This is a genomic window from Enterobacter hormaechei ATCC 49162 (genome assembly GCF_001875655.1).
In the GTDB taxonomy this organism is placed as follows: Bacteria; Pseudomonadota; Gammaproteobacteria; order Enterobacterales; family Enterobacteriaceae; genus Enterobacter; species Enterobacter hormaechei.
This window is the reverse complement of sequence record NZ_MKEQ01000001.1, coordinates 244,430-265,171: the sequence shown is the minus strand read 5'-3', so window position 1 is coordinate 265,171 and position 20,742 is coordinate 244,430. Positions and strand designations below refer to the sequence as shown.

Annotated in this window: 23 protein-coding genes, 1 pseudogene and 1 other annotated feature; of the genes and pseudogenes, 15 read left to right on the top strand and 9 right to left on the bottom strand. The window is 54.1% G+C overall.

The genetic code is table 11. The features are described 5' to 3' along the window. Positions 1-36: 36 nt before the first annotated feature. The 3 genes from BH712_RS01380 to rnm all read right to left on the bottom strand — a co-directional run bounded on the left by BH712_RS01380 (position 37) and on the right by rnm (position 3,349). Entirely contained in the window at positions 37-1,677 is a 1,641-nt protein-coding gene (locus BH712_RS01380; protein WP_223832631.1) for a tyrosine-type recombinase/integrase, read from the bottom strand. A gap of 161 nt (positions 1,678-1,838) precedes the next feature. Further along, on the bottom strand, positions 1,839-2,459 hold the full coding sequence (locus tag BH712_RS01375; protein ID WP_003856793.1) for an L-threonylcarbamoyladenylate synthase: 621 nt from the start codon (positions 2,457-2,459) through the stop codon (positions 1,839-1,841). Beyond that, positions 2,456-3,349 (bottom strand): RNase RNM, encoded by an 894-nt coding sequence (gene rnm, locus BH712_RS01370; protein ID WP_006810862.1) that lies wholly within the window; start codon positions 3,347-3,349, stop codon positions 2,456-2,458. The genes BH712_RS01375 and rnm overlap by 4 nt, the downstream gene beginning before the upstream one ends. A 127-nt stretch (positions 3,350-3,476) precedes the next feature. Here rnm and trpL point away from each other — a divergent pair, with 127 nt between their 5' ends. The 8 genes from trpL to yedF all read left to right on the top strand — a co-directional run bounded on the left by trpL (position 3,477) and on the right by yedF (position 11,764). Further along, positions 3,477-3,521, top strand: a complete 45-nt coding sequence (gene trpL / locus BH712_RS25340; protein ID WP_125357719.1) for a trp operon leader peptide — start codon at positions 3,477-3,479, stop codon at positions 3,519-3,521. Next, positions 3,498-3,591 (top strand) — a sequence feature (Trp leader region). It overlaps the preceding gene by 24 nt. A 23-nt stretch (positions 3,592-3,614) precedes the next feature. Next, positions 3,615-5,177, top strand: a complete 1,563-nt coding sequence (locus BH712_RS01365) for an anthranilate synthase component 1 (RefSeq protein ID WP_006810863.1) — start codon at positions 3,615-3,617, stop codon at positions 5,175-5,177. Continuing rightward, on the top strand, positions 5,177-6,772 hold the full coding sequence (gene trpD / locus BH712_RS01360; RefSeq protein ID WP_006810864.1) for a bifunctional anthranilate synthase glutamate amidotransferase component TrpG/anthranilate phosphoribosyltransferase TrpD: 1,596 nt from the start codon (positions 5,177-5,179) through the stop codon (positions 6,770-6,772). Before BH712_RS01365 ends, trpD begins: the two co-directional genes overlap by 1 nt. Before the next feature lie 3 nt (positions 6,773-6,775). Next, positions 6,776-8,134, top strand: coding sequence for a bifunctional indole-3-glycerol-phosphate synthase TrpC/phosphoribosylanthranilate isomerase TrpF (gene trpCF / locus BH712_RS01355; protein ID WP_006810865.1), 1,359 nt, complete (start codon positions 6,776-6,778; stop codon positions 8,132-8,134). 10 nt (positions 8,135-8,144) lie between these two features. Then, positions 8,145-9,338 (top strand): tryptophan synthase subunit beta, encoded by a 1,194-nt coding sequence (gene trpB / locus BH712_RS01350; protein WP_032673865.1) that lies wholly within the window; start codon positions 8,145-8,147, stop codon positions 9,336-9,338. Then, entirely contained in the window at positions 9,338-10,147 is an 810-nt protein-coding gene (trpA, locus tag BH712_RS01345; RefSeq protein WP_006810867.1) for a tryptophan synthase subunit alpha, read from the top strand. The genes trpB and trpA overlap by 1 nt, the downstream gene beginning before the upstream one ends. Positions 10,148-10,322: 175 nt before the next feature. Beyond that, the gene (gene yedE, locus BH712_RS01340) at positions 10,323-11,534 is read left to right on the top strand and encodes a selenium metabolism membrane protein YedE/FdhT (protein ID WP_006810868.1); all 1,212 of its coding nucleotides are present in this window, start codon (positions 10,323-10,325) and stop codon (positions 11,532-11,534) included. After that, positions 11,531-11,764: a sulfurtransferase-like selenium metabolism protein YedF gene (yedF, locus tag BH712_RS01335; RefSeq protein ID WP_006810869.1), complete on the top strand. Its 234-nt coding sequence runs from the start codon at positions 11,531-11,533 to the stop codon at positions 11,762-11,764. Before yedE ends, yedF begins: the two co-directional genes overlap by 4 nt. Positions 11,765-11,802: 38 nt before the next feature. Here yedF and ymcF read toward each other — a convergent pair whose 3' ends face one another. Next, positions 11,803-11,973, bottom strand: coding sequence for a cold shock small protein YmcF (gene ymcF / locus BH712_RS25405; protein WP_478219553.1), 171 nt, complete (start codon positions 11,971-11,973; stop codon positions 11,803-11,805). Positions 11,974-12,243: 270 nt separating this feature from the next. On the opposite strand from ymcF, the gene BH712_RS01330 reads away from it, so the two are divergent. After that, positions 12,244-12,525: a hypothetical protein gene (locus BH712_RS01330; protein ID WP_226865019.1), complete on the top strand. Its 282-nt coding sequence runs from the start codon at positions 12,244-12,246 to the stop codon at positions 12,523-12,525. A gap of 39 nt (positions 12,526-12,564) precedes the next feature. Here BH712_RS01330 and ompW read toward each other — a convergent pair whose 3' ends face one another. Continuing rightward, entirely contained in the window at positions 12,565-13,197 is a 633-nt protein-coding gene (gene ompW / locus BH712_RS01325; RefSeq protein ID WP_006810871.1) for an outer membrane protein OmpW, read from the bottom strand. A 282-nt stretch (positions 13,198-13,479) separates the two neighbouring features. Between ompW and BH712_RS01320 the strand changes: the two genes are divergently transcribed. The 5 genes from BH712_RS01320 (at position 13,480) to yciA (ending at position 18,067) form a co-directional block, all read left to right on the top strand. Beyond that, positions 13,480-13,884, top strand: coding sequence for a YkgJ family cysteine cluster protein (locus BH712_RS01320; protein WP_006810872.1), 405 nt, complete (start codon positions 13,480-13,482; stop codon positions 13,882-13,884). Positions 13,885-13,909: 25 nt separating this feature from the next. Further along, positions 13,910-14,653 carry a YciC family protein gene (locus BH712_RS01315; protein WP_006810873.1) on the top strand — a complete coding sequence of 248 codons (744 nt, stop codon included), beginning with the start codon at positions 13,910-13,912 and terminating at the stop codon, positions 14,651-14,653. A 13-nt stretch (positions 14,654-14,666) separates the two neighbouring features. Beyond that, positions 14,667-15,206 (top strand): septation protein A, encoded by a 540-nt coding sequence (locus BH712_RS01310; protein ID WP_003856762.1) that lies wholly within the window; start codon positions 14,667-14,669, stop codon positions 15,204-15,206. 180 nt (positions 15,207-15,386) lie between these two features. Next, the gene (locus tag BH712_RS01305) at positions 15,387-17,573 is read left to right on the top strand and encodes a TonB-dependent siderophore receptor (protein WP_006810874.1); all 2,187 of its coding nucleotides are present in this window, start codon (positions 15,387-15,389) and stop codon (positions 17,571-17,573) included. A gap of 98 nt (positions 17,574-17,671) precedes the next feature. Then, positions 17,672-18,067, top strand: coding sequence for an acyl-CoA thioester hydrolase YciA (gene yciA, locus BH712_RS01300; protein WP_006810875.1), 396 nt, complete (start codon positions 17,672-17,674; stop codon positions 18,065-18,067). Positions 18,068-18,108: 41 nt separating this feature from the next. On the opposite strand, the gene tonB is transcribed toward yciA, so the two are convergent. Beyond that, positions 18,109-18,837, bottom strand: coding sequence for a TonB system transport protein TonB (tonB, locus tag BH712_RS01295; protein WP_032673866.1), 729 nt, complete (start codon positions 18,835-18,837; stop codon positions 18,109-18,111). A 221-nt stretch (positions 18,838-19,058) separates the two neighbouring features. Here tonB and BH712_RS01290 point away from each other — a divergent pair, with 221 nt between their 5' ends. Continuing rightward, a complete protein-coding gene (locus BH712_RS01290) occupies positions 19,059-19,355 on the top strand; it encodes a YciI family protein (protein WP_003856755.1) in 297 nt (98 codons plus the stop codon). Positions 19,356-19,389: 34 nt separating this feature from the next. Here the strand turns inward: BH712_RS01290 and leuE are convergent, their stop codons facing one another. The 3 genes and pseudogenes from leuE to BH712_RS25335 form a co-directional block, all read right to left on the bottom strand. Continuing rightward, complete coding sequence (gene leuE, locus BH712_RS01285; RefSeq protein ID WP_006810877.1) at positions 19,390-20,025, bottom strand: leucine efflux protein LeuE; 636 nt, start codon at positions 20,023-20,025, stop codon at positions 19,390-19,392. A gap of 67 nt (positions 20,026-20,092) precedes the next feature. Beyond that, a complete protein-coding gene (locus tag BH712_RS01280) occupies positions 20,093-20,503 on the bottom strand; it encodes an Exc2 family lipoprotein (RefSeq protein ID WP_032673867.1) in 411 nt (136 codons plus the stop codon). Between the two features lie 11 nt (positions 20,504-20,514). Next, a pseudogene (locus BH712_RS25335) lies at positions 20,515-20,628 on the bottom strand (hypothetical protein); the annotation flags it as partial. Positions 20,629-20,742 lie beyond the last annotated feature (114 nt).

Here is a 20,742-nt window from a genome sequence, read left to right as displayed (position 1 = left end):
GTAATTGAAACCATAAAACCCGTTGGTGGGACAGCTTTACCAGTTTATGCCATCAACCACTGGAAGTAAGTCCCTCAGCGGTGGCCTATGTGTATACCGTGCTGTGATACCTAACGATTGAGTTCGGGAGTGTCCGACGCAAAACTGCACCATCACGGGCATCGCTTTTGTCATTGCCTCTGAAATAAAAGTATGACGAAGGGCATGGATCACCCTCTTTTGTCCAAATTCATTAAATTTTTGTATGTTGCAATCGGCCATGATGCTGTTCCACTCAAGCCCGATCTGCTCATACGTCGGTAAATCACCGAAAACAGGATCAGTGGGTTTGAGCGATTTAACACGCGCCAAAAGTAACTTTTCTGAGGTCTTGTTTAACGGTATCTGCCGCACAGCCTGTTCAGTTTTCCCGCCGTCAATGAAGACATACCAACGCCGTGTTTCTTCATCTTCGCGAATGTGCTCTTTACGGATAGCAGCAATTTCGCCCCGGCGTGCTCCGGTATAAATCAGAGTCAGGAAATAATCACGTCGCCAATCTTTGCAAGTATTCAAATACGTTACAAGGCGTTGCATCTCAGGTTTTGAGTAAGAGCCGCCCTTGTTCTCCGTTACCTCGTATTTGATCCCTTCTGTGGGGGCTTTCTCTAAAATGTCCTTTTCATCTTTCAGGAAGACTTTGAAGAACGAGGAATAAATCTTGAGATGCTTTTGGACGTTAGCGCTGCTCATCAAATCCTCTTCCGGTACATCAAAATCAATACACTCCGTAAGCGTCATTTCGGAATAAGGTTTTTTATTTCGACGGGGAAGATTTTCAATAATGGTTATAGTTTGCCGTATGTGCTGCTTCGTGATCACTCCGACAGGAAGATCACCGATAACATGCAACAACACATTATAGAAGCGCTGGTTTTCGTTGGCGACAGCCGCCACCCAGTCCTTTCCTTTTTCAGTGGTAAACATTTTCCATGAAACAGAAAGCAGAGGCGTATCGTTACTTTCAGACTCAACCGTTGGCGCTACAGCATGTTTAGCTGCTGGCTTCTTCAATCGCTCGGCTTCTGTCAGCTTGAATTGCATCTCTTCGACCAAAGAGCGATATCGAACAAGATCACCAGAATAGAAAGCGTCGTAGGCTTGGTGGAGCATAGCCTGATGTAAATCAATCTGCCCCGCCACATCGTAAGCCTGTTCAACATCACGTTGATCAAAGGAAACCTTCTTCATCAGCAAAGTGGCAAGAAGCATCCGCGCCGTTGAATCATCACCGTTATACACTCGGTTCAGATGTATCTCAGCACGGCCTTTAGCCTCTGTAACGTTGGCAGTCGGGGAGATTGCTGCATCTGGATCGATCTTGCGTTGCATCCGTCCAAGTTCCGGCATTCGTTTAGCTTCATCAACACCCATCCTAAGCCAGTCCAACAGATAAGTGTCGAAATCGCGCTGAGTGGCTTCCCTGAAACCGTCAATGTGCATTTTGAACTGTTCGATGGACAGCGAACCATTTTGAACAAGGGGGATGTATGCACTAAGACGTGACATTGTAACCCCGACCGCTTGCAATGAATCTGTGCCGAGGCTACGACGGAAAAATGTTCCGTCGGGAAGTCGAAAGTTGATGTAGTAGACGTTACCGCGCTTCGTCGTGAATCGAGGAGTCTTGTTGTACACTCTGTTCCTCATTGCGTTACCCATTTTGTTATACATTTCATGGAGTTAACGCTAACACTTTGATTTGATTCGGTGATTTTTCGCCTTCACAGGCGTCGAATCAGGTCAAAAACAGGGCGGCGCCCTGCTTTGATGGCCGCGTAGTATATCTGCTTACACCCTTACAAGAAAGGCTTAACATCGCCCACGCCTTCACGAATCACTTCTGGTGCGTCTTCGGTGAGATCCACCACGGTGGTTGGCTGCTGGCCGAGATAGCCGCCATGAATAATCAGCTCCACCACCTTCTCCAGACGATCTTTGATCTCTTCCGGGTCGGACTCGGTAAACTCACTGCCGGGCAGCATCAGCGAAGTGGAGAGCATCGGCTCCCCCAGAGTTTCCAGCAGCGCCTGGGCAATCGGGTTAGATGGCACACGCATCCCGATGGTTTTGCGTTTTTCCTGCAACAGTCGGCGCGGCACCTCTTTCGTTCCCTTCAGGATGAAGGTGTAGTTACCCGGCGTGTTGTTTTTGATCAGACGAAACGCCACATTATCCACATACGCATAGGTCGACAGCTCAGAGAGATCGCGGCACATCAGGGTGAAGTTGTGGCCGTCAGGCAACTGGCGGATGCGACAGATGCGCTCCATCGCCCCTTTGTCCTCGATTTTACAGCCCAGTGCGTAGCCAGAATCGGTTGGGTAGACAATAACGCCGCCTTTGCGGACGATTTCCACGGCCTGATTAATCAGACGTGGCTGGGGGTTATCCGGATGGATATAGAAAAACTGACTCATACTTCCCTCTCTTCAATTTGCTGTGGCTGTTCCCAGAGCTGCCAGACAGGCTCAACGCCAGCGGGTAACCAGAGCTTGCGCCCCAGTTCAATCCACGCGCAGGGCTGATGGAAATCTGAACCCTGTGACCCAAGCAGGCCAAACTGACGGGCGTAGGTCGCGAGCTGCGAACGCTCATTGGGTGCCTGCTGGCACTGGGCAACTTCCATCGCCTCACCGCCGCATTCGGCAAAGTGCGCCAGCAGTCTTTTCAGCCATTTAGCAGAAAGATTATACCGCCCCGGATGGGCCAGTACGGCCTTACCGCCAGAATGATGAATCACATCAATAGCTTGTTTTATTGTACACCACTGTGGGGGAACGTATCCGGTTTTCCCGCGCGCCAGATACTTTTTAAAGACATTTGCCATGGTCGTTGCCTTACCGGTTTCAACCAGAAAACGGGCGAAATGGCCGCGTGTTACCGCCCCGCCGTTCGCCAGCTTTTGCGCGCCTTCCAGCGCACCGGGAATATGCGCTTTTTCCAGACGTTCGCCAATCATCTCCGCGCGTTGATTGCGGCGTGTTTTTTGTTCTTGCAAAAAAGCCCGCATTGCCGGATGTTCTGTATCGATGTTCAGGCCAACGATATGAATTTCGTGGTTTTCCCAGACCGTCGAGATCTCGACCCCGGGCACCAGATTCAGCGCCAGCCCGCTGCGGGCAATCTCGGCGCGCGCGGCGGGAATGCCGTCAGTGGTATCGTGATCGGTTATCGCCAGCGTGCCGACACGCATTTCAACGGCACGATGGACCAGGGCTTCGGGTGTCAGCAGGCCATCTGAAGCCTGCGTATGGCTGTGTAAATCATAAATTACGGCGTAGGTGGTATCGCTCAAAGCACTTCCCATAACAGGTTGGAGACATCCGAAGCCCCTATGATACCGACTAACCGTTAAATACTGAAATCAGGGGTTGACAACACGCCATCGAACTAGTTAACTAGTACGCAAGTTCACACGAGAAAGGTATCTGAAAATGACAACACATTTTGCTCTGCACGGTTGGTGGCGTACTTCCTGATCTTCGGGCAGTGTCACGCGTCTGCGAACAGCAAACAGATACCCGGCCCGCTTCAAGCGGGCTTTTTTTTGAACAGAATATGAGAACAACAACATGCAAACAGCCAAACCACATCTCGAACTGCTGACCTGCGAGGCGGCCTATCGCCATAACCCTACCGCGCTGTTTCATCAGGTGTGCGGCGCACGTCCCGCGACGCTGCTGCTGGAATCGGCTGACATCGACAGCAAGGACGATCTCAAAAGCCTGCTGCTGGTTGACAGCGCGCTGCGCATTACCGCATTGGGTGACACCGTCACCATTAAGGCGTTGTCTGACAATGGTGCATCCCTGCTGCCGCTGCTGGATGCGGCTCTGCCTTCAGGCATTGAAAATGAGCGCCACCCGGATCTGCGAATTCTGCATTTCCCACCGGTAAGCCAGCTGCTGGATGAAGATGCCCGCCTCTGCTCGCTGTCCGTTTTCGACGCTTTCCGCCTGCTGCAAAATCTGGTCACCGTGCCGGAAGATGAGCGCGAAGCGATGTTTTTTGGCGGGCTGTTTGCTTACGACCTGGTTGCCGGTTTTGAGGATTTACCGGAAACCGAGCAGGGTAACCGTTGCCCGGACTACTGCTTCTACCTGGCCGAAACCCTGCTGGTGATCGACCATCAGAAAAAATATACCCGCATCCAGGCCAGTCTGTTCACGCCGTCGGCCTCTGAGAAAAACCGCCTTGAGCAGCGCATCGCTCAACTGCAACAGCAAATGACCGAAGCGCCACCCGCGCTGCCCGTACAGCGCGTGGAAAAGATGACATGCGATGTTAACCAGACCGACGATCAGTACGGCGCAGTGGTTCGCCAGATGCAAAAAGCGATTCGTGCCGGGGAAATTTTCCAGGTGGTGCCGTCCCGCCGCTTCGCACTGCCCTGCCCGTCACCGCTGGCGGCCTACGACGTGCTGAAGAAAAGCAACCCAAGCCCGTATATGTTCTTCATGCAGGACAACGATTTCACCCTGTTCGGCGCCTCGCCGGAAAGCTCGCTGAAATATGACGCCACCAGCCGCCAGATTGAGATCTACCCGATTGCGGGCACCCGTCCGCGCGGTCGTCGTGCCGATGGCTCCCTGGACCGCGATCTCGACAGCCGCATCGAACTGGAGATGCGTACCGACCACAAAGAACTCTCCGAACACCTGATGCTGGTCGATCTGGCGCGTAACGATCTGGCGCGTATTTGCACGCCGGGCAGCCGCTATGTGGCAGACCTGACCAAAGTCGACCGCTACTCCTTCGTCATGCACCTGGTCTCCCGCGTGGTGGGTGAGCTGCGCCACGACCTCGACGTTCTGCACGCCTACCGCGCCTGCATGAACATGGGCACACTGAGCGGCGCGCCGAAAGTCCGTGCGATGCAGCTTATCGCCGAAGCGGAAGGACGCCGTCGCGGCAGCTACGGTGGCGCCGTGGGCTATTTCACCGCTCACGGCGATCTTGATACCTGCATTGTGATCCGCTCCGCCTACGTTGAAGACGGCATTGCTACCGTCCAGGCCGGGGCCGGGATTGTCCTGGATTCTGTTCCGCAGTCGGAAGCTGACGAAACCCGCAGTAAGGCGCGCGCGGTACTGCGTGCCATTGCTACCGCTCACCATGCACAGGAGATTTTCTGATGGCTGACATTCTGCTGCTCGATAATATCGACTCCTTTACCTATAACCTGGCAGATCAGCTGCGTGCGAATGGTCACAACGTCGTTATCTATCGCAACCACGTTCCCGCCCAGACGCTGATAGACCGTCTGGCGACCATGCAAAACCCGGTGCTGATGCTCTCCCCGGGGCCAGGCGCGCCGAGCGAAGCGGGCTGTATGCCTGAGCTGTTGACCCGTATGCGCGGCAAGCTGCCGATTATCGGTATCTGCCTTGGTCACCAGGCGATTGTGGAAGCCTACGGCGGTTACGTGGGTCAGGCGGGTGAGATCCTGCATGGTAAAGCCTCGAGCATTGAACATGACGGTCAGGCGATGTTTGCCGGGCTGCCAAACCCGCTTCCGGTGGCGCGTTACCACTCGCTTGTCGGCAGCAATATTCCGGCCGGGCTGACCATTAACGCCTCGTTTGAAGGGATGGTGATGGCGGTGCGTCACGATGCGGATCGCGTCTGTGGGATGCAGTTCCATCCGGAGTCTATTTTGACGTCCAACGGCGCGCGCCTGCTGGAGCAGACGCTCGACTGGGCGCTGCAAAAGCTGGAACAGACCAACACCCTGCAACCGATTCTGGAAAAACTGTATCAGGCCCAGACCCTGGGCCAGCAGGAGAGCCACCAGCTTTTCTCCGCCGTCGTGCGTGGCGAGCTGAAGCCTGAGCAGCTGGCCGCTGCGCTGGTAAGCATGAAGGTGCGCGGCGAAAGCCCGCAGGAGATCGCCGGTGCGGCCACGGCTCTGCTGGAAAATGCCGCCCCATTCCCGCGCCCGGACTATCCGTTTGCCGACATTGTCGGGACCGGTGGCGACGGCAGTAACAGTATCAATATTTCTACCGCCAGCGCCTTTGTGGCTGCGGCGTGCGGTCTGAAGGTGGCGAAACACGGCAACCGCAGTGTCTCCAGCCGCTCCGGATCGTCCGACTTGCTGGCGGCTTTCGGCATCAACCTGGAGATGAACGCCGAGCGTTCCCGTGAAGCGCTGGATGACCTGGGCGTCTGTTTCCTGTTTGCGCCGAAGTATCACACCGGTTTCCGCCACGCGATGCCGGTTCGCCAGCAGCTTAAAACCCGCACGCTGTTTAATGTGCTCGGTCCACTCATTAACCCGGCACACCCGCCGCTGGCGCTGATCGGCGTTTACAGCCCGGAACTGGTGCTGCCGATTGCGGAGACGCTGCGCGTCCTGGGTTACAAACGTGCCGCCGTGGTACACAGCGGCGGTATGGATGAAGTTTCTCTGCATGCACCAACGCTGGTGGCCGAACTGAATAACGGCGAAGTGCTGAACTATCAGCTTGAGGCCGCTGACTTCGGCTTGACCCCGTACCATCAGGACGCCCTGGCGGGCGGTACGCCGGAAGAAAACCGTGACATTCTCACGCGCTTATTACAAGGTAAAGGTGAGGCCGCCCATGAGGCCGCCGTGGCGGCCAACGTTGCCATGCTGATGCGTTTACATGGCGAGGAAGATCTGAAAGCCAACGCCCAAAAAGTTCTGGATGTACTGCGCTCCGGTGCAGCTTACGATCGCGTTACCGCACTTGCGGCAAGAGGGTAAATAATGCAGACCGTTTTAGCGAAAATCGTCGCCGATAAGGCCATCTGGGTGGAAGCCCGTAAGCAACAGCAGCCGCTCGCCAGTTTTCAGAATGACGTCCTTCCGAGCAGCCGTCGTTTTTATGATGCGCTCCAGGGCGCGCGTACCGCGTTTATTCTGGAGTGTAAAAAAGCGTCTCCGTCCAAAGGCGTGATCCGTGACGATTTCGACCCGGCGCGTATTGCCGGTATTTACAAGCATCATGCGTCTGCCATCTCTGTGCTGACGGATGAGAAATATTTCCAGGGCAGCTTCGATTTTCTGCCCGTTGTCAGCGGCATCGCGCCGCAGCCGATTCTGTGCAAAGACTTTATTATCGACCCGTATCAGATCTGGCTGGCGCGCTTTTACCAGGCCGATGCCTGCCTGCTGATGCTCTCCGTGCTGGACGACGAACAGTATCGCCAGCTCTCCGCCGTCGCGCACAGCCTGAATATGGGCGTGCTGACCGAAGTGAGTAATGAAGAAGAGCTTGAGCGCGCGATTGCACTGGAAGCCAAAGTGGTCGGCATTAACAACCGCGACCTGCGCGACCTGTCGATTGACCTCAACCGTACGCGCCAGCTTGCGCCGCGTCTGGGCGCGGGCGTCACGGTGATCAGCGAATCCGGGATTAACAGCTACGCCCAGGTGCGTGAACTCAGCCACTTTGCCAACGGTTTCCTGATCGGTTCCGCCATGATGGAACATGACGATCTTAATGCAGCGGTGCGCCGCGTGCTGTTGGGTGAGAACAAAGTGTGCGGCCTGACCCGTGAACAGGACGCGCAGGCCGCGTATGAAGCAGGCGCAATCTATGGCGGTCTGATCTTTGTTGAGTCCTCGCCTCGTGCCGTTAATGAGGAGCAGGCGCGCAAGGTGATGGCGGCTGCTCCACTCAGCTACGTGGGCGTGTTCCGCAATGCGGATATCAACGATGTTGCAGCAAAAGCGGACGCGTTATCCCTGAGCGCGGTTCAGCTGCACGGCGATGAAGATCAGGCATACATCGATGCTCTGCGACATGTTCTGGCGCCTCAGATTCAGATCTGGAAAGCGCAAAGCGTTGGCGCCACCCTGCCCGCGCGTAACCTGAACTATGTGGCTAAATACGTGCTCGACAACGGCCAGGGCGGCACGGGGCAGCGTTTCGACTGGTCACTGCTGCGTGGCGAAGTGCTGGACAATGTCCTGCTGGCGGGGGGATTAAGCCCCGATAACTGTGTGGAAGCGGCCAAAACCGGCTGCGCCGGCCTCGATTTCAATTCAGGCGTAGAGTCCCAACCGGGCATAAAAGACGCCAGTAAGCTGGCCTCGGTATTTAAAACTCTGCGTGCATATTAAGGAAGAGAAGATGACGACATTACTTAACCCGTATTTTGGTGAGTTCGGTGGGATGTACGTCCCACAAATCCTGATGCCCGCGCTGCGCCAGCTGGAAGAAGCGTTCGTGAACGCCCAGAAAGATCCGGCGTTTCAGGCGGAGTTTACTGACCTGCTGAAAAACTATGCAGGCCGTCCAACTGCCCTGACCAAATGCCGTAACCTGACCGAAGGCACCAAAACCACGCTCTATCTAAAGCGTGAAGATCTGCTGCACGGCGGCGCGCATAAAACTAACCAGGTGCTTGGCCAGGCGCTTCTCGCGAAGCGGATGGGTAAAACCGAAATCATCGCCGAAACCGGCGCGGGACAGCACGGTGTGGCCTCCGCCCTCGCCAGCGCCCTGCTCGGCCTGAAGTGCCGCATCTATATGGGGGCGAAGGACGTTGAGCGCCAGTCGCCGAACGTGTTCCGCATGCGTCTGATGGGGGCGGAAGTGATCCCGGTGCACAGCGGTTCTGCCACGCTGAAAGATGCCTGTAACGAAGCGCTGCGCGACTGGTCCGGCAGCTACGAAACCGCGCACTATATGCTCGGCACCGCGGCGGGCCCGCACCCGTTCCCGACCATCGTGCGCGAATTCCAGCGCATGATTGGTGAAGAGACCAAAGCGCAGATCCTCGAAAAAGAGGGTCGCCTGCCGGATGCGGTGATCGCCTGCGTTGGCGGCGGCTCTAACGCCATTGGCATGTTTGCCGACTTTATCGATGAAACCCGCGTTGGGCTGATTGGCGTTGAGCCTGCCGGTCACGGGATTGAAACGGGCGAGCACGGTGCGCCGCTGAAGCATGGCCGCGTGGGGATCTACTTCGGTATGAAGGCCCCGATGATGCAGACCGAGGAAGGTCAGATTGAGGAGTCTTACTCGATCTCTGCCGGGCTGGATTTCCCGTCCGTGGGACCGCAGCACGCGTTCCTCAACAGCACCGGCCGCGCGGATTACGTCTCCATCACCGATGACGAAGCGCTGGAGGCCTTCAAAACGCTGTGCCGCAGTGAAGGGATCATCCCGGCGCTGGAGTCTTCCCATGCTCTGGCGCACGCGCTGAAAATGATGAAAGCGAACCCGGAGAAAGAGCAACTTTTGGTGGTGAACCTTTCCGGTCGCGGGGACAAAGACATCTTTACCGTTCACGATATTCTGAAAGCACGAGGGGAAATTTGATGGAACGCTACGACAACGCATTTGCACAACTGAAAGCCCGCCAGGAAGGCGCGTTCGTTCCCTTCGTGACGCTGGGCGACCCCGGCCCGGAGCAGTCGCTGAAGATTATCGACACCCTGATTGATGCCGGTGCCGACGCGCTGGAGTTGGGTATTCCTTTCTCCGATCCGCTGGCGGATGGCCCGACCATCCAGAACGCGACGCTTCGCGCGTTTGCCGCGGGCGTGACGCCGAGCCAGTGCTTCGAAATGCTGGCGGCAATTCGTCAGAAGCACCCGACCATTCCGATCGGCCTGCTGATGTACGCCAACCTGGTGTTCAGCCGCGGTATTGATGAATTTTATGCCGAATGTGCCCGAGTGGGTGTCGACTCGGTGCTGGTGGCAGACGTGCCGGTTGAAGAGTCTGCGCCGTTCCGTCAGGCGGCGATGCGCCACAACGTTGCGCCGATTTTCATCTGTCCACCGAATGCCGATGACGTTCTGATGCGCCAGATTGCCTCTTACGGACGGGGTTATACCTACCTGCTCTCACGTGCGGGCGTCACCGGTGCGGAAAACAAAGCCGCGCTGCCGCTGCATCATCTGGTGGAGAAGCTGGCAGAATACCATGCCGCACCGCCGCTTCAGGGCTTCGGGATTTCCTCTCCGGAGCAGGTTACTGCGGCAATTGATGCGAAAGCCGCCGGGGCCATTTCCGGTTCGGCTATCGTGAAAATTATTGAGAAGAACGTAGATAAGCCAGAGCAGATGCTGGCTGAGTTACACGCATTCGTCACGTCAATGAAAGCGGCCACGCGCAAAGCGTAACCGTTAACACCGTCTGGCCCCGGCGTCAGACGGTTTTCCCCTCTCACTCTCCCCGAAAGAACAGGTCAGAATTGATCCTGTCGATATTTTTAGCGTGAATGACTTTTCAATCTTTCGCGTAAGCGTATGATCTGGACTCTTTTTAGCGTTACCCTTCTGAGTTCAGAGGTTATTCATGTCATGGCATTCCTTCAAACAGACTTACCTGGTTAAGTTCTGGTCACCCGTTCCGGCCGTTATCGCGGCAGGCATTCTCTCTACTTATTATTTCGGTATCACCGGCACCTTCTGGGCTGTGACGGGCGAGTTTACCCGCTGGGGTGGGCAGCTATTGCAGCTGGCAGGCGTACATGCCGAAGAGTGGGGCTATTTCAAACTGATCCATCTTGAGGGCACACCCCTGACCCGCATCGACGGGATGATGATCATTGGCATGTTCGGCGGCTGTTTTGCGGCCGCGCTGTGGGCCAATAACGTTAAGCTGCGCCTGCCGAAAAGCCGCATCCGCATTTTGCAGGCCGTGGCTGGCGGCATCATTGCCGGATTTGGCGCTCGTCTGGCGATGGGCTGTAATCTTGCCGCGTTCTTCACCGGTATTCCGCAGTTCTCGCTGCATGCCTGGTTCTTTGCCGTCGCCACCGCCATCGGCTCATACTTCGGTGCGAAATTTACCCTGCTGCCGCTGTTCCGTATTCCGGTGAAAATGACGAAAGTCAGCGCTGCCTCTCCGTTAACGCAAAAGCCCGATCAGGCGCGTCGTCGCTTTCGCCTCGGTATGCTGGTCTTTTTTGCCATGGTTGCCTGGGCGATTTGCACGGCAATGAATCAGCCAAAACTCGGCCTGGCCATGCTGTTCGGCGTCGGTTTTGGTCTGCTGATTGAACGCGCGCAGATCTGCTTCACCTCCGCGTTTCGCGATATGTGGATCACCGGACGCACCATGATGGCGAAAGCCATTATTGCCGGGATGGCCGTGAGCGCGATCGGCATCTTCAGCTACGTTCAGCTCGGCGTGGAACCGAAAATCATGTGGGCCGGTCCTAATGCGGTCATTGGCGGGCTGCTGTTTGGTTTCGGCATCGTGCTGGCGGGCGGGTGTGAAACTGGCTGGATGTATCGCGCCGTGGAAGGTCAGGTGCATTACTGGTGGGTCGGTCTGGGTAATGTGATTGGCTCTACCGTCCTGGCGTACTACTGGGATGACGTCTCACCGGTACTGGCAACAAACTGGGACAAGGTTAATCTGCTGAATACCTTTGGTCCGCTCGGAGGACTGATGGTGACCTATGCCCTGCTGCTGATCGCCTTCTTGCTGGTTGTTGCGCAAGAGAAGCGCTTCTTCCGGCGTGCCACTATCAAAACTGAAACCCAGGAGAATGCCGCATGAAAGAGATCGTGCCTGACTATCGTCTCGATATGGTGGGTGAACCTTGCCCTTACCCGGCCGTCGCCACGCTTGAAGCGCTACCGCAGCTCAAAAAAGGGGAAATTCTGGAGGTGGTGAGCGATTGTCCGCAATCCATCAATAACATTCCGCTTGATGCCAAAAACCACGGCTATACCGTGCTGGGTATCCAGCAGGACGGGCCGACCATACGGTATTTGATTCAGAAGTAACTCCCGGTACAAAAAAGGCCTCTACGGGAGGCCTTGTTTCAGCTTGCTGGCTTTAGCCACCGTCGCCTTTTAAGTTTGGGGAGGCATGAATGGGGGGTGAGGCGGGTACCGCAAACTGAACAGACCGCACCATGAGGTTGGCTGTACGTCGGGCTAAACGTGGTGAAATGAAACTGTTTGCCTGCACATACCGGACACTCAAATTTGATGTTGGGGATATTCCCTCCAGCCAGATGAATGGAAGAACCACCTTACAGCAATTAACGTCCTTTCAGGGATATATCGTTTCCAGAGAAATACCGGGCAAGGAAGGCTTAATATATACGTTATTGAAAAGTAACTCTTATTGATCCACAGCAACAGGAAAATTTTATACTTAAGTAAAATCTTACGTCTGGTTTGAGTATGGCTTTAATGAGTTGATGTTGTTTAGATGTTTTGGATTTTTGCTTTTTTTTATCTCATTTCACGTTTCGTCTTTGAATTTCTCATCGACGTTTTTGCGGCTGAACTGCCCGGAACGCGGCCTGGTCGAAGTTATTCTGCACGTCTACGACCACACCCAGGAAAAGTGGCCCGGGCATTTTGAAACCGGCGCGGGTCATAAGCGTGTCGGTGATACCGAAATTATTCCTTTTGCAAACGGGGATGTTCTTTTCCATTCCATTTCACGCGATGCGTTCAGCTACCTGTATGATGGCGAATCGACGCTCAGGCACTGCATGAAGCTGGACGAACGCCCCGTTTATCCATTCTTTTGACGTTCGACACTGGCCGCTATGCGGCCAGTTTTTTACGCATCAGAAACGGTAACCCGCAGAGAACATAAATACCCACGGATCCAGACGGGTACTGATACTCTGCTGCTCACCGCCCGCCTTGAAGCGAACGTCGGTATCAATATCCATGTACCAGACCGAGGCGTTGATCAACCAGTCACGGTTAATCAGGTAATCCAGACCAACCTGCCCCGCCACGCCCCAGGAGTCTTTCAGACTGAGGTCGGAAAGCCCGGCCTCTTTTCCGGTATCGTTAAATTTCTCATCAAAGAAGGTGGTGTAGTTAACACCTGCCCCAATATAAGGGCGCACCTTGCTGCTGGAATCGCCAAAGTACCACTGCGCCATCAGCGTTGGGGGTAAATGGTGAACCGTGGCAATGTCCCCGGTCGGACCTAAACCGACGCGGTGACGGAATGGCGTGGCGGCTAAAAGCTCGACGCCAATGTTATCCGTTGCCATATACGTAAACGTCAGGCCTAACTGGGTGTTATTGCTGACGTTGAACCCGCCCATACCCAGTACATTGTCGGACCCTTCCGTTGGACGTACCGTTGCCGAACCGGCACGAATAAAGAATTCGCCTGCTTCATGCGCGTACGCGCCGCCAGAGAGACTGCTTAAGATAAGGGCTGCCACCGCTAATTTTTTCATATCCGCTCCATCGTTGTGGTTTTAATTGCGGAGGAGAATATACTCACAAATGAGTAATAAGTGATCTAACACAGATCACATTAAAACCAGTAAGTTAACATTCATTGATCTAGGTTAATTTTTAGTGACGCCTCATAAAGCAATAAGTTGTTACCACGTCAATTTTTGGCATTTCATGGTTACAAAATTTTCTGTTTCCCCTCTCTTGCGCTTCCTGTAGCGGCTGGATAATTTATCGCTCTCACAATGTGATTTGATGCGTTCTTCTTTTGCAGGTGTGCCATGAGTGATCATAACCCGTGCATGACGTGCGGAGCCTGTTGTGCGTATTTTCGAGTCTCTTTCTACTGGGCTGAAGCCAGCGATGGCGGCGGCACCGTTCCGGTTGATCTCACAGAACCCTTGACCCCTTTTCTGCGCTGTATGCGCGGCACGAACCAAAAACAGAGCCGCTGTGTGGCGCTGCAAGGTGAGCCTGGGGTATCCACCCGCTGTTCTATTTACGCGGATCGCCCCAGCCCGTGTCGCGCTTTCGCGATGTCGGGAGAGGATGGAGAGGTCAATGAGGCATGCAATCGCGCCCGCGCCCGCTATGGATTACCGCCGCTTTACAAAGATATGCTTTTCCATACAAGCCTTGATGCTGCCACCAGCGTGTTATCCGGTGTACAATTGCCGGCTAATTAACACCTGCAATACTCAAGGAGAGTGCATGTCTATCACGGCGAAGTCTGTCTACCGTGACACGGGAAATTTTTTCCGCAATCAGTTCATTACCTTTTTACTGATCGCGTTGTTGTGCGCCTTTATTACGGTGGTGCTGGGTCATGCGTTCTCACCCAGTGATGAACAGATTGCCACGCTGAGCCAGGGGGATCATCTTGCAGGCAGCGCAGGGTTGTTTGACCTTGTGCAGAATATGACGCCAGAGCAACAGCAAATCTTGCTGCGCGCATCTGCGGCCTCTACCTTCTCGGGCCTGATTGGCAACACCATTCTGGCGGGTGGCGTGCTGCTGATGATCCAGCTGGTGTCTGCCGGGCAACGCGTCAGCGCGTTACGTGCAATCGGGGCCAGTGCGCCGGTACTGCCGAAACTGTTTATCCTCATTTTCCTGACCACGCTGCTGGTCCAGATGGGGATAATGCTGGTGGTTGTTCCGGGCGTGCTGCTGGCTATCGTACTTTCATTCGCGCCAGTAATGGTTGTGCAGGACAAAATGGGCATTTTCACCGCCATGCGCAGCAGCATCAGGCTCGCATGGGCGAATATGCGTCTGGTCGCCCCGGCCGTTATCAGCTGGCTGCTGGCCAAAACTCTGCTGTTGCTGTTTGCGCCAAATTTTGCGGTGTTAACGCCAAACGTCGGAGCGGTTGTCGCCAATACGCTGAGCAATCTGATTTCAGCCGTGCTGCTGGTCTATTTGTTCCGCCTGTACATGTTAATTCGTCAGTAACTGGGATCGCAGAATGAAGCAGTTTCTTGATTTTTTACCGCTGATCGTATTTTTCGCTTTTTATAAGCTGTACGACATTTATGCCGGCACGCTGGCGCTGATTGTGGCAACGGCTGTGGTGCTGATTTACAGCTGGGTTCGCTATCGCAAAGTTGAAAAGATGGCGCTTATCACCTTCCTGATGGTGGCGGTGTTTGGTGGTCTGACGTTGTTCTTCCACAATGATGAATTTATCAAATGGAAGGTCACGGTGATTTACGGCCTGTTTGCGGGCGCGCTGCTCATCAGCCAGTGGGTGATGAAGAAGCCGCTGATCCAGCGCATGCTGGGGAAAGAACTGACGCTGCCGCAGGCAGTGTGGGGACGTCTGAATATCGCCTGGGCGCTATTTTTTATTCTGTGTGGTCTGGCGAATATCTACATCGCTTTCTGGCTGCCGCAGAATATCTGGGTCAACTTCAAGGTGTTTGGCCTGACGGCACTGACCCTTATCTTCACCCTGCTCAGCGGCGTTTATATTTATCGCCACATGCCGCAGGATGACAAGCACTGATCCTTCGGGCCAGATCGCCGCGCGATCTGGCCGCTTTTCCCGCCTCCTCTTTTCTTTACAACCTTCCTGCGAAAATGTCTGAATCATGAAGATTTTATGGAGATTGCTATCACTTTATTGTAATGAGAATGACTATCATTAATATTCGTCATCGCATTTTTAACAAATGGAAATGAGTTGATGAATAACATAATAAGATTTGCCCCGGCTACACTTACGCTCGCCATTCTTTCAACGTTATACCAGAGCGCACACGCAGCGGAAGATCCTCTCGCCGATGGTGAAACAATGGTTGTTCAGGCCACCGCTGAAGAGGCGCTGAAGCAACAGCCGGGGGTTTCCATCATCACGGCAAAGGACATAGAAAAGGATCCACCGGTTAACGATCTTTCTGAAATTATTCGCAAAATGCCCGGGGTTAACCTCACCGGAAACAGCGCGACAGGCAGCCGCGGTAACAATCGCCAGGTCGACATCCGCGGTATGGGGCCGGAGAACACGCTGATTCTGATTGACGGTGTGCCGGTGACGTCACGTAACTCGGTGCGCTACAGCTGGCGCGGGGAGCGCGACACCCGCGGGGATACCAACTGGGTTCCGCCAGAGATGGTTGAGCGCATTGAAGTGCTCCGGGGACCTGCTGCCGCCCGCTATGGTTCGGGGGCGGCTGGCGGCGTCGTCAACATCATTACCAAACGCCCGACCAACGACTGGCACGGCTCGCTTTCCCTGTACACTAACCAGCCTGAAAATGATAAAGAGGGAGCGACGAAACGCGCTAATTTTGATCTGAGCGGCCCCCTTGCGGGCGATGCGTTAACGATGCGCCTGTACGGGAATATCAACAAAACTGACGCAGATGCGCAGGACATCAACACCGCGCAAAATGGCTCTTACGCCGCCGGACGTGAAGGCGTGCGCAACAAGGACATTAATGCCCTGCTCTCCTGGAAACTCACGCCACAGCAGATTATCGATTTCGACTACAGCTACAGCCGCCAGGGCAATATCTACGCGGGTGATACTCAATACAGCAACAGCAACGTCAGCCCTGACGGTCTGGTGTCGTCCCTGTATGGACACGAAACAAACCGAATGTACCGCCAGTCTTATGGCATTACGCACAACGGCATCTGGGACTGGGGTCAGTCAAAGTTCGGTGTTTATTATGAAAAGACCAACAACACCCGCCTCGAAGAAGGCTCTACGGGCAAAGTTGAGGGGATGATCAATAGCGATAAATACGATACCAGCCGGCTGGAGTCATACCGTTCAACGGGTGAACTGAACATTCCTTTCTTCTGGCTGGTCGAACAGACGCTAACCGTCGGTGCAGAATGGAACCGTGATGAACTGAACGATCCGGCCTCAATGCAGGCGACAAATGTGTCGGGAGAAGTGATTAACGGCGTTCCCGGTACGGCTTCTGAGCGCAACAGCAAAAACAGCGCTGACCTCACTGGCATCTATCTTGAGGATAATATTGAAGCGCGCCAGGGCACCAACCTGATCCCAGGGATCCGCTTTGATTATCACAATCAGTTTGGCAGCAACTGGAGCCCGAGCCTGAACCTCTCTCAGGATTTGGGCGACATGTTCAAGGTTAAAGCAGGTATCGCTCGGGTATTTAAAGCGCCAAACCTGTATCAATCCAGCGAAGGCTATCTGCTTTCCACCCGCGGTAATGGCTGCCCGAACAACGTTTCCGAAGGAAGCTGTTACCTGTTAGGTAACCCGGATCTGGATCCTGAAATCAGCGTGAACAAAGAGATTGGCCTGGCCTTTGCGCTGGAAGGCTACGAGGCTGGCATAACCTGGTTCCGCAACGATTACAAAAACAAGATTGTTTCAGGAACGGATGTGCTGGGCCAGACAAGCAGCGGCGCAAATATCCTTCAGTGGCAGAACGGAGGAAAGGCTGTTGTTGAGGGGCTGGAAGGCAACCTCACCGTCCCGGTTATCCGCGACACGCTAACCTGGCGTACCAATGCGACGTATATGATTCAGTCTGAAAGTAAAGACACCGGCAACCCTCTGTCGATTATTCCAAAATATACCGTCAACACGATGCTCGACTGGCAGGTTAACAGCAAACTTTCAGCGAACCTTAGCTGGACGATGTATGGCCGCCAGAAGCCAAGAGAAAATGCTGAAATCCACAAAGAGCAGAATGCGATGTCAGATAAAGAGATTGGCTCCTATTCCATCGTTGGGATCGGCAGCAATTATCAGCTGACAAAAGATCTCCGCCTGAATGCCGGGATCAGCAACCTCTTTGATAAGCAGATTTACCGAGAAAATGACGGTGCATCGACCTATAACGAACCAGGCCGTGCGTATTACGCAGGCGTGACCCTGTCCTTCTGACCCGCTGGCGCCTGCTCTGCGGGCGCTAACCCTATTCTCTCCAGCCAGAAATCATAGTAGCATCCCGCCTGAAGTCTTCAGTTACGAGTTTAAAAACAATGACAACAAATGACGCCCCTCAGGGCGAACTGGTTTTACGCACACTGGCAATGCCTGCGGATACGAATGCCAATGGCGATATTTTTGGCGGCTGGTTGATGTCGCAAATGGATATGGGCGGTGCAATCCTGGCCAAAGAGATTGCGCATGGGCGCGTGGTAACCGTCCGGGTTGATGGCATGACCTTCCTGCGCCCTGTCGCGGTGGGGGACGTGGTGTGCTGTTACGCACGCTGCGTAAAACGCGGCAATACGTCTGTCTCCATCAACATTGAGGTGTGGGTGAAAAAAGTCTCTTCTGAACCGATTGGTCAGCGCTATAAGGCGACGGAGGCATTATTCATCTATGTCGCGGTGGATAGCGACGGTAAGCCTCGTCAGCTCCCACGGGACTGATCCTCAGGTAATAAAAAGAAGCCTCCTTGCGGAGGCTTCTTTTATTCCATCTGTGCCCCGCCGTTCAGGCGGAAGACAATGTTCACAATCAACCCATTGCCGGGTTTACCGGCTTCATAGCGCCACCTGCGCATGGCCGATTTGACTTCACGCTCAAACATATTCGCGGGCTGTGCGGACAGAATTTCCACATTATCCACACGTCCATCAGCGGTAACGTCAAATTTCACCCGTACACGCCCTTCAATACGTAACGCCTGAGCACGCGCCGGGTACTGCGGCTGGTTTCGGCTCAGTGCACGCGGGCCTGCTGGCGCCGTTACCGTCGGTTTTGTCGCGGTCGTGGTGTTATTCATCAGCGGACGCGACGGGGCGGTGTTTTCAACCGGCTGCGTGGCGCGTGGCTCAACCGGCCGCACTTCACGTTTCGGGCGCTCTTCCACCTTTTTGACCGGCTTGGGTTTTGGCTTCGGCTTCGGCTTCGGTTTCGGCTCTGGCTTGTGGATCACCACCGGCGCTTCTTTTGGCGGTTCAGGAATCGGCTCGGGTTCCGGCTCGGGTTCAACAACGGGCTGTGGCGGTGGCGGCGCAACCTGTGGCGGCTCAAGATCCGCAGGCGATACCATGGTCACAGAAATTGGCTGCGCTGGCGCTGGCATTTCAATAACCTGATGAACCGAGGTATAGAGTAGACCCGCCACGACAGCACCGTGAATAACGACGGAAAGCAGCGTCGGCCATGGAAAGCGGCGAGGTAAATCAAGGGTCATCGAAGTCATAATCATCAACGTTAAAAAACCGAACCTCGATTTTAAATGCAAATAGCAATCATATTCAATAAGACACTTTGTTCTGGCGCAATTTAAGCGTACAAGAGGGCAAAAAAGGGGCATCCAGATCAGGGTTTTAACATTGTGATTATCTTTACATTGCAGTCATTTGTGCTTTCACATAACGTAATTGTCACTTTTACCGCTTAAGGAGCTTTGCCGTGCTTTACGTGATTTACGCTGAAGATGTACCTGATTCTCTTGAAAAACGTCTTTCCGTTCGCCCTGCCCATCTGGCGCGCCTACAGTTGCTACAGGATGAAGGCCGGTTGCTGACCGCAGGTCCGATGCCTGCCGTTGACAGCAACGATCCGGGCGCGGCGGGTTTTACCGGCTCCACGGTAATTGCCGAGTTTGAATCTCTGGAAGCCGCGCAGGCCTGGGCAGAAGCAGACCCGTACGTCGCAGCTGGCGTGTACGAGAAAGTCACGGTTCGCCCGTATAAAAAAGTGTTCTGAAACGAAAAGGCTCCCTCAGGAGCCTTTTCTTCATTCAGTGTAGCGACGCCAGCCTCGCCGCAAATCCGACAAACAGCAGACCTATCAGCCCGTTCCCCAGCTTCGCCAGTTTCTTTTTGGTTTTCAGGTAACGCGTAACAAACGCGCCAGAGAAAATCAGGAAGCTCATGTACATGAAGCTGATCAGCTCAAGCGTTGTGGCGAGGATCAGGAACGATGTGCCGGTATTCTTCGCATTAACATCAATGAACTGTACGAAAAACGACACGTAAAAGAGAATCGCTTTCGGGTTCGTCAGGCTCAGCACCAGCGAACGTTTAAGGATCGCGCTTGCCGGTTCGGCGCTACTTTCGTGCGCATTTTTTTGACGCGTCATAACGGACCAGAGCATTTTTCCGCCGAGCCACAGCAGATAAAACGCGCCCAGGTAGCGGACAATATTAAATAAAACCGGCGTGGTCTGAATCAACGCAGCGACGCCCGCCCAGGCCAGAAACATCAGCACGGCGTCACCAATAAACACACCGGTGGCTGCCAGATAGCCTTTTTTAACGCCGTGGCCAATCCCTGTTTTCAGCACAAACAAGGTGTTCGGTCCTGGAACCAGCACAATAAAGAATGCGCCGACAACATAGGTCCAGAAATTCAGTACACCAAACTCCGCAAACACGTCTTACTCCTTTAGCTTAAAAACAGCGGGGATACCGGTAATTACGGTATCCCCTAAATCAGTTGCGCTATTGTACGCCGTTATAGCCATCAAGATAAGTCGCGGCCAGTTCGTTACCAAATAATATGGCATCTTTACTGTCCATATCCGAAGACCATTTATCCTTCGCATTGCCTGCAAACAATTCCTGCGACTTCGCATTTTCTTTCAGCTGATCGCGAATGCTTTGCGCATATTCACTGGCTTCAGCCTGAGTCCGCCCTTCCGCGCGGTCAGCTTTCCCCCGGGCATAAAGCTCGCGGAACTGCGCCACGTTCAGCTGATAATTTTTCTGCACGCTGGAGGTGTAATTGCCGCCAGTAAAGCTGGACTGATGCGACACGAAATAAAATGCGTGCCGTTCAGGTGAGGTTTTGCTGCTGGCACAACCGCTTAATATCGCAATCCCGAAGAGTGCTGCTATCAATTTTACGTTCATCCTTTTTTCCTTTAATAAAGCCATTGTCTTCCCCATGCGAAAACATAATTTGCCAATGAGGAAACTGACGAAAGTCCTGAGTCTTCCCTGAGCGCATCGAGCGCCATAGGTACGATAAAAATGCAGAGATAAGGATTCGTCTTTTAATATCATGACGTTAGGGGGACTTAGTATACCGTGGAAGCAGATGGGAGGAGACTGCAAAAATTGATAGTCTGGATGTTTAATGGGCACCTTTA

Bases quoted from the DNA above. Each gene is read 5' to 3' on its own strand.
- trpB (WP_032673865.1), top strand. From the start codon at position 8,145: ATGACGACATTACTTAACCCGTATTTTGGTGAGTTCGGTGGGATGTAC.
- tonB (WP_032673866.1), bottom strand. From the start codon at position 18,837: ATGACCCTTGATTTACCTCGCCGCTTTCCATGGCCGACGCTGCTTTCC.
- BH712_RS01315 (WP_006810873.1), top strand. From the start codon at position 13,910: ATGTCTATCACGGCGAAGTCTGTCTACCGTGACACGGGAAATTTTTTC.
- rnm (WP_006810862.1), bottom strand. From the start codon at position 3,349: ATGGGAAGTGCTTTGAGCGATACCACCTACGCCGTAATTTATGATTTA.
- yedE (WP_006810868.1), top strand. From the start codon at position 10,323: ATGTCATGGCATTCCTTCAAACAGACTTACCTGGTTAAGTTCTGGTCA.
- BH712_RS01280 (WP_032673867.1), bottom strand. From the start codon at position 20,503: ATGAACGTAAAATTGATAGCAGCACTCTTCGGGATTGCGATATTAAGC.
- BH712_RS01320 (WP_006810872.1), top strand. From the start codon at position 13,480: ATGAGTGATCATAACCCGTGCATGACGTGCGGAGCCTGTTGTGCGTAT.
- yciA (WP_006810875.1), top strand. From the start codon at position 17,672: ATGACAACAAATGACGCCCCTCAGGGCGAACTGGTTTTACGCACACTG.
- BH712_RS01310 (WP_003856762.1), top strand. From the start codon at position 14,667: ATGAAGCAGTTTCTTGATTTTTTACCGCTGATCGTATTTTTCGCTTTT.
- BH712_RS01375 (WP_003856793.1), bottom strand. From the start codon at position 2,459: ATGAGTCAGTTTTTCTATATCCATCCGGATAACCCCCAGCCACGTCTG.
- trpA (WP_006810867.1), top strand. From the start codon at position 9,338: ATGGAACGCTACGACAACGCATTTGCACAACTGAAAGCCCGCCAGGAA.
- ompW (WP_006810871.1), bottom strand. From the start codon at position 13,197: ATGAAAAAATTAGCGGTGGCAGCCCTTATCTTAAGCAGTCTCTCTGGC.
- yedF (WP_006810869.1), top strand. From the start codon at position 11,531: ATGAAAGAGATCGTGCCTGACTATCGTCTCGATATGGTGGGTGAACCT.
- BH712_RS01305 (WP_006810874.1), top strand. From the start codon at position 15,387: ATGAATAACATAATAAGATTTGCCCCGGCTACACTTACGCTCGCCATT.
- trpCF (WP_006810865.1), top strand. From the start codon at position 6,776: ATGCAGACCGTTTTAGCGAAAATCGTCGCCGATAAGGCCATCTGGGTG.
- trpD (WP_006810864.1), top strand. From the start codon at position 5,177: ATGGCTGACATTCTGCTGCTCGATAATATCGACTCCTTTACCTATAAC.
- BH712_RS01365 (WP_006810863.1), top strand. From the start codon at position 3,615: ATGCAAACAGCCAAACCACATCTCGAACTGCTGACCTGCGAGGCGGCC.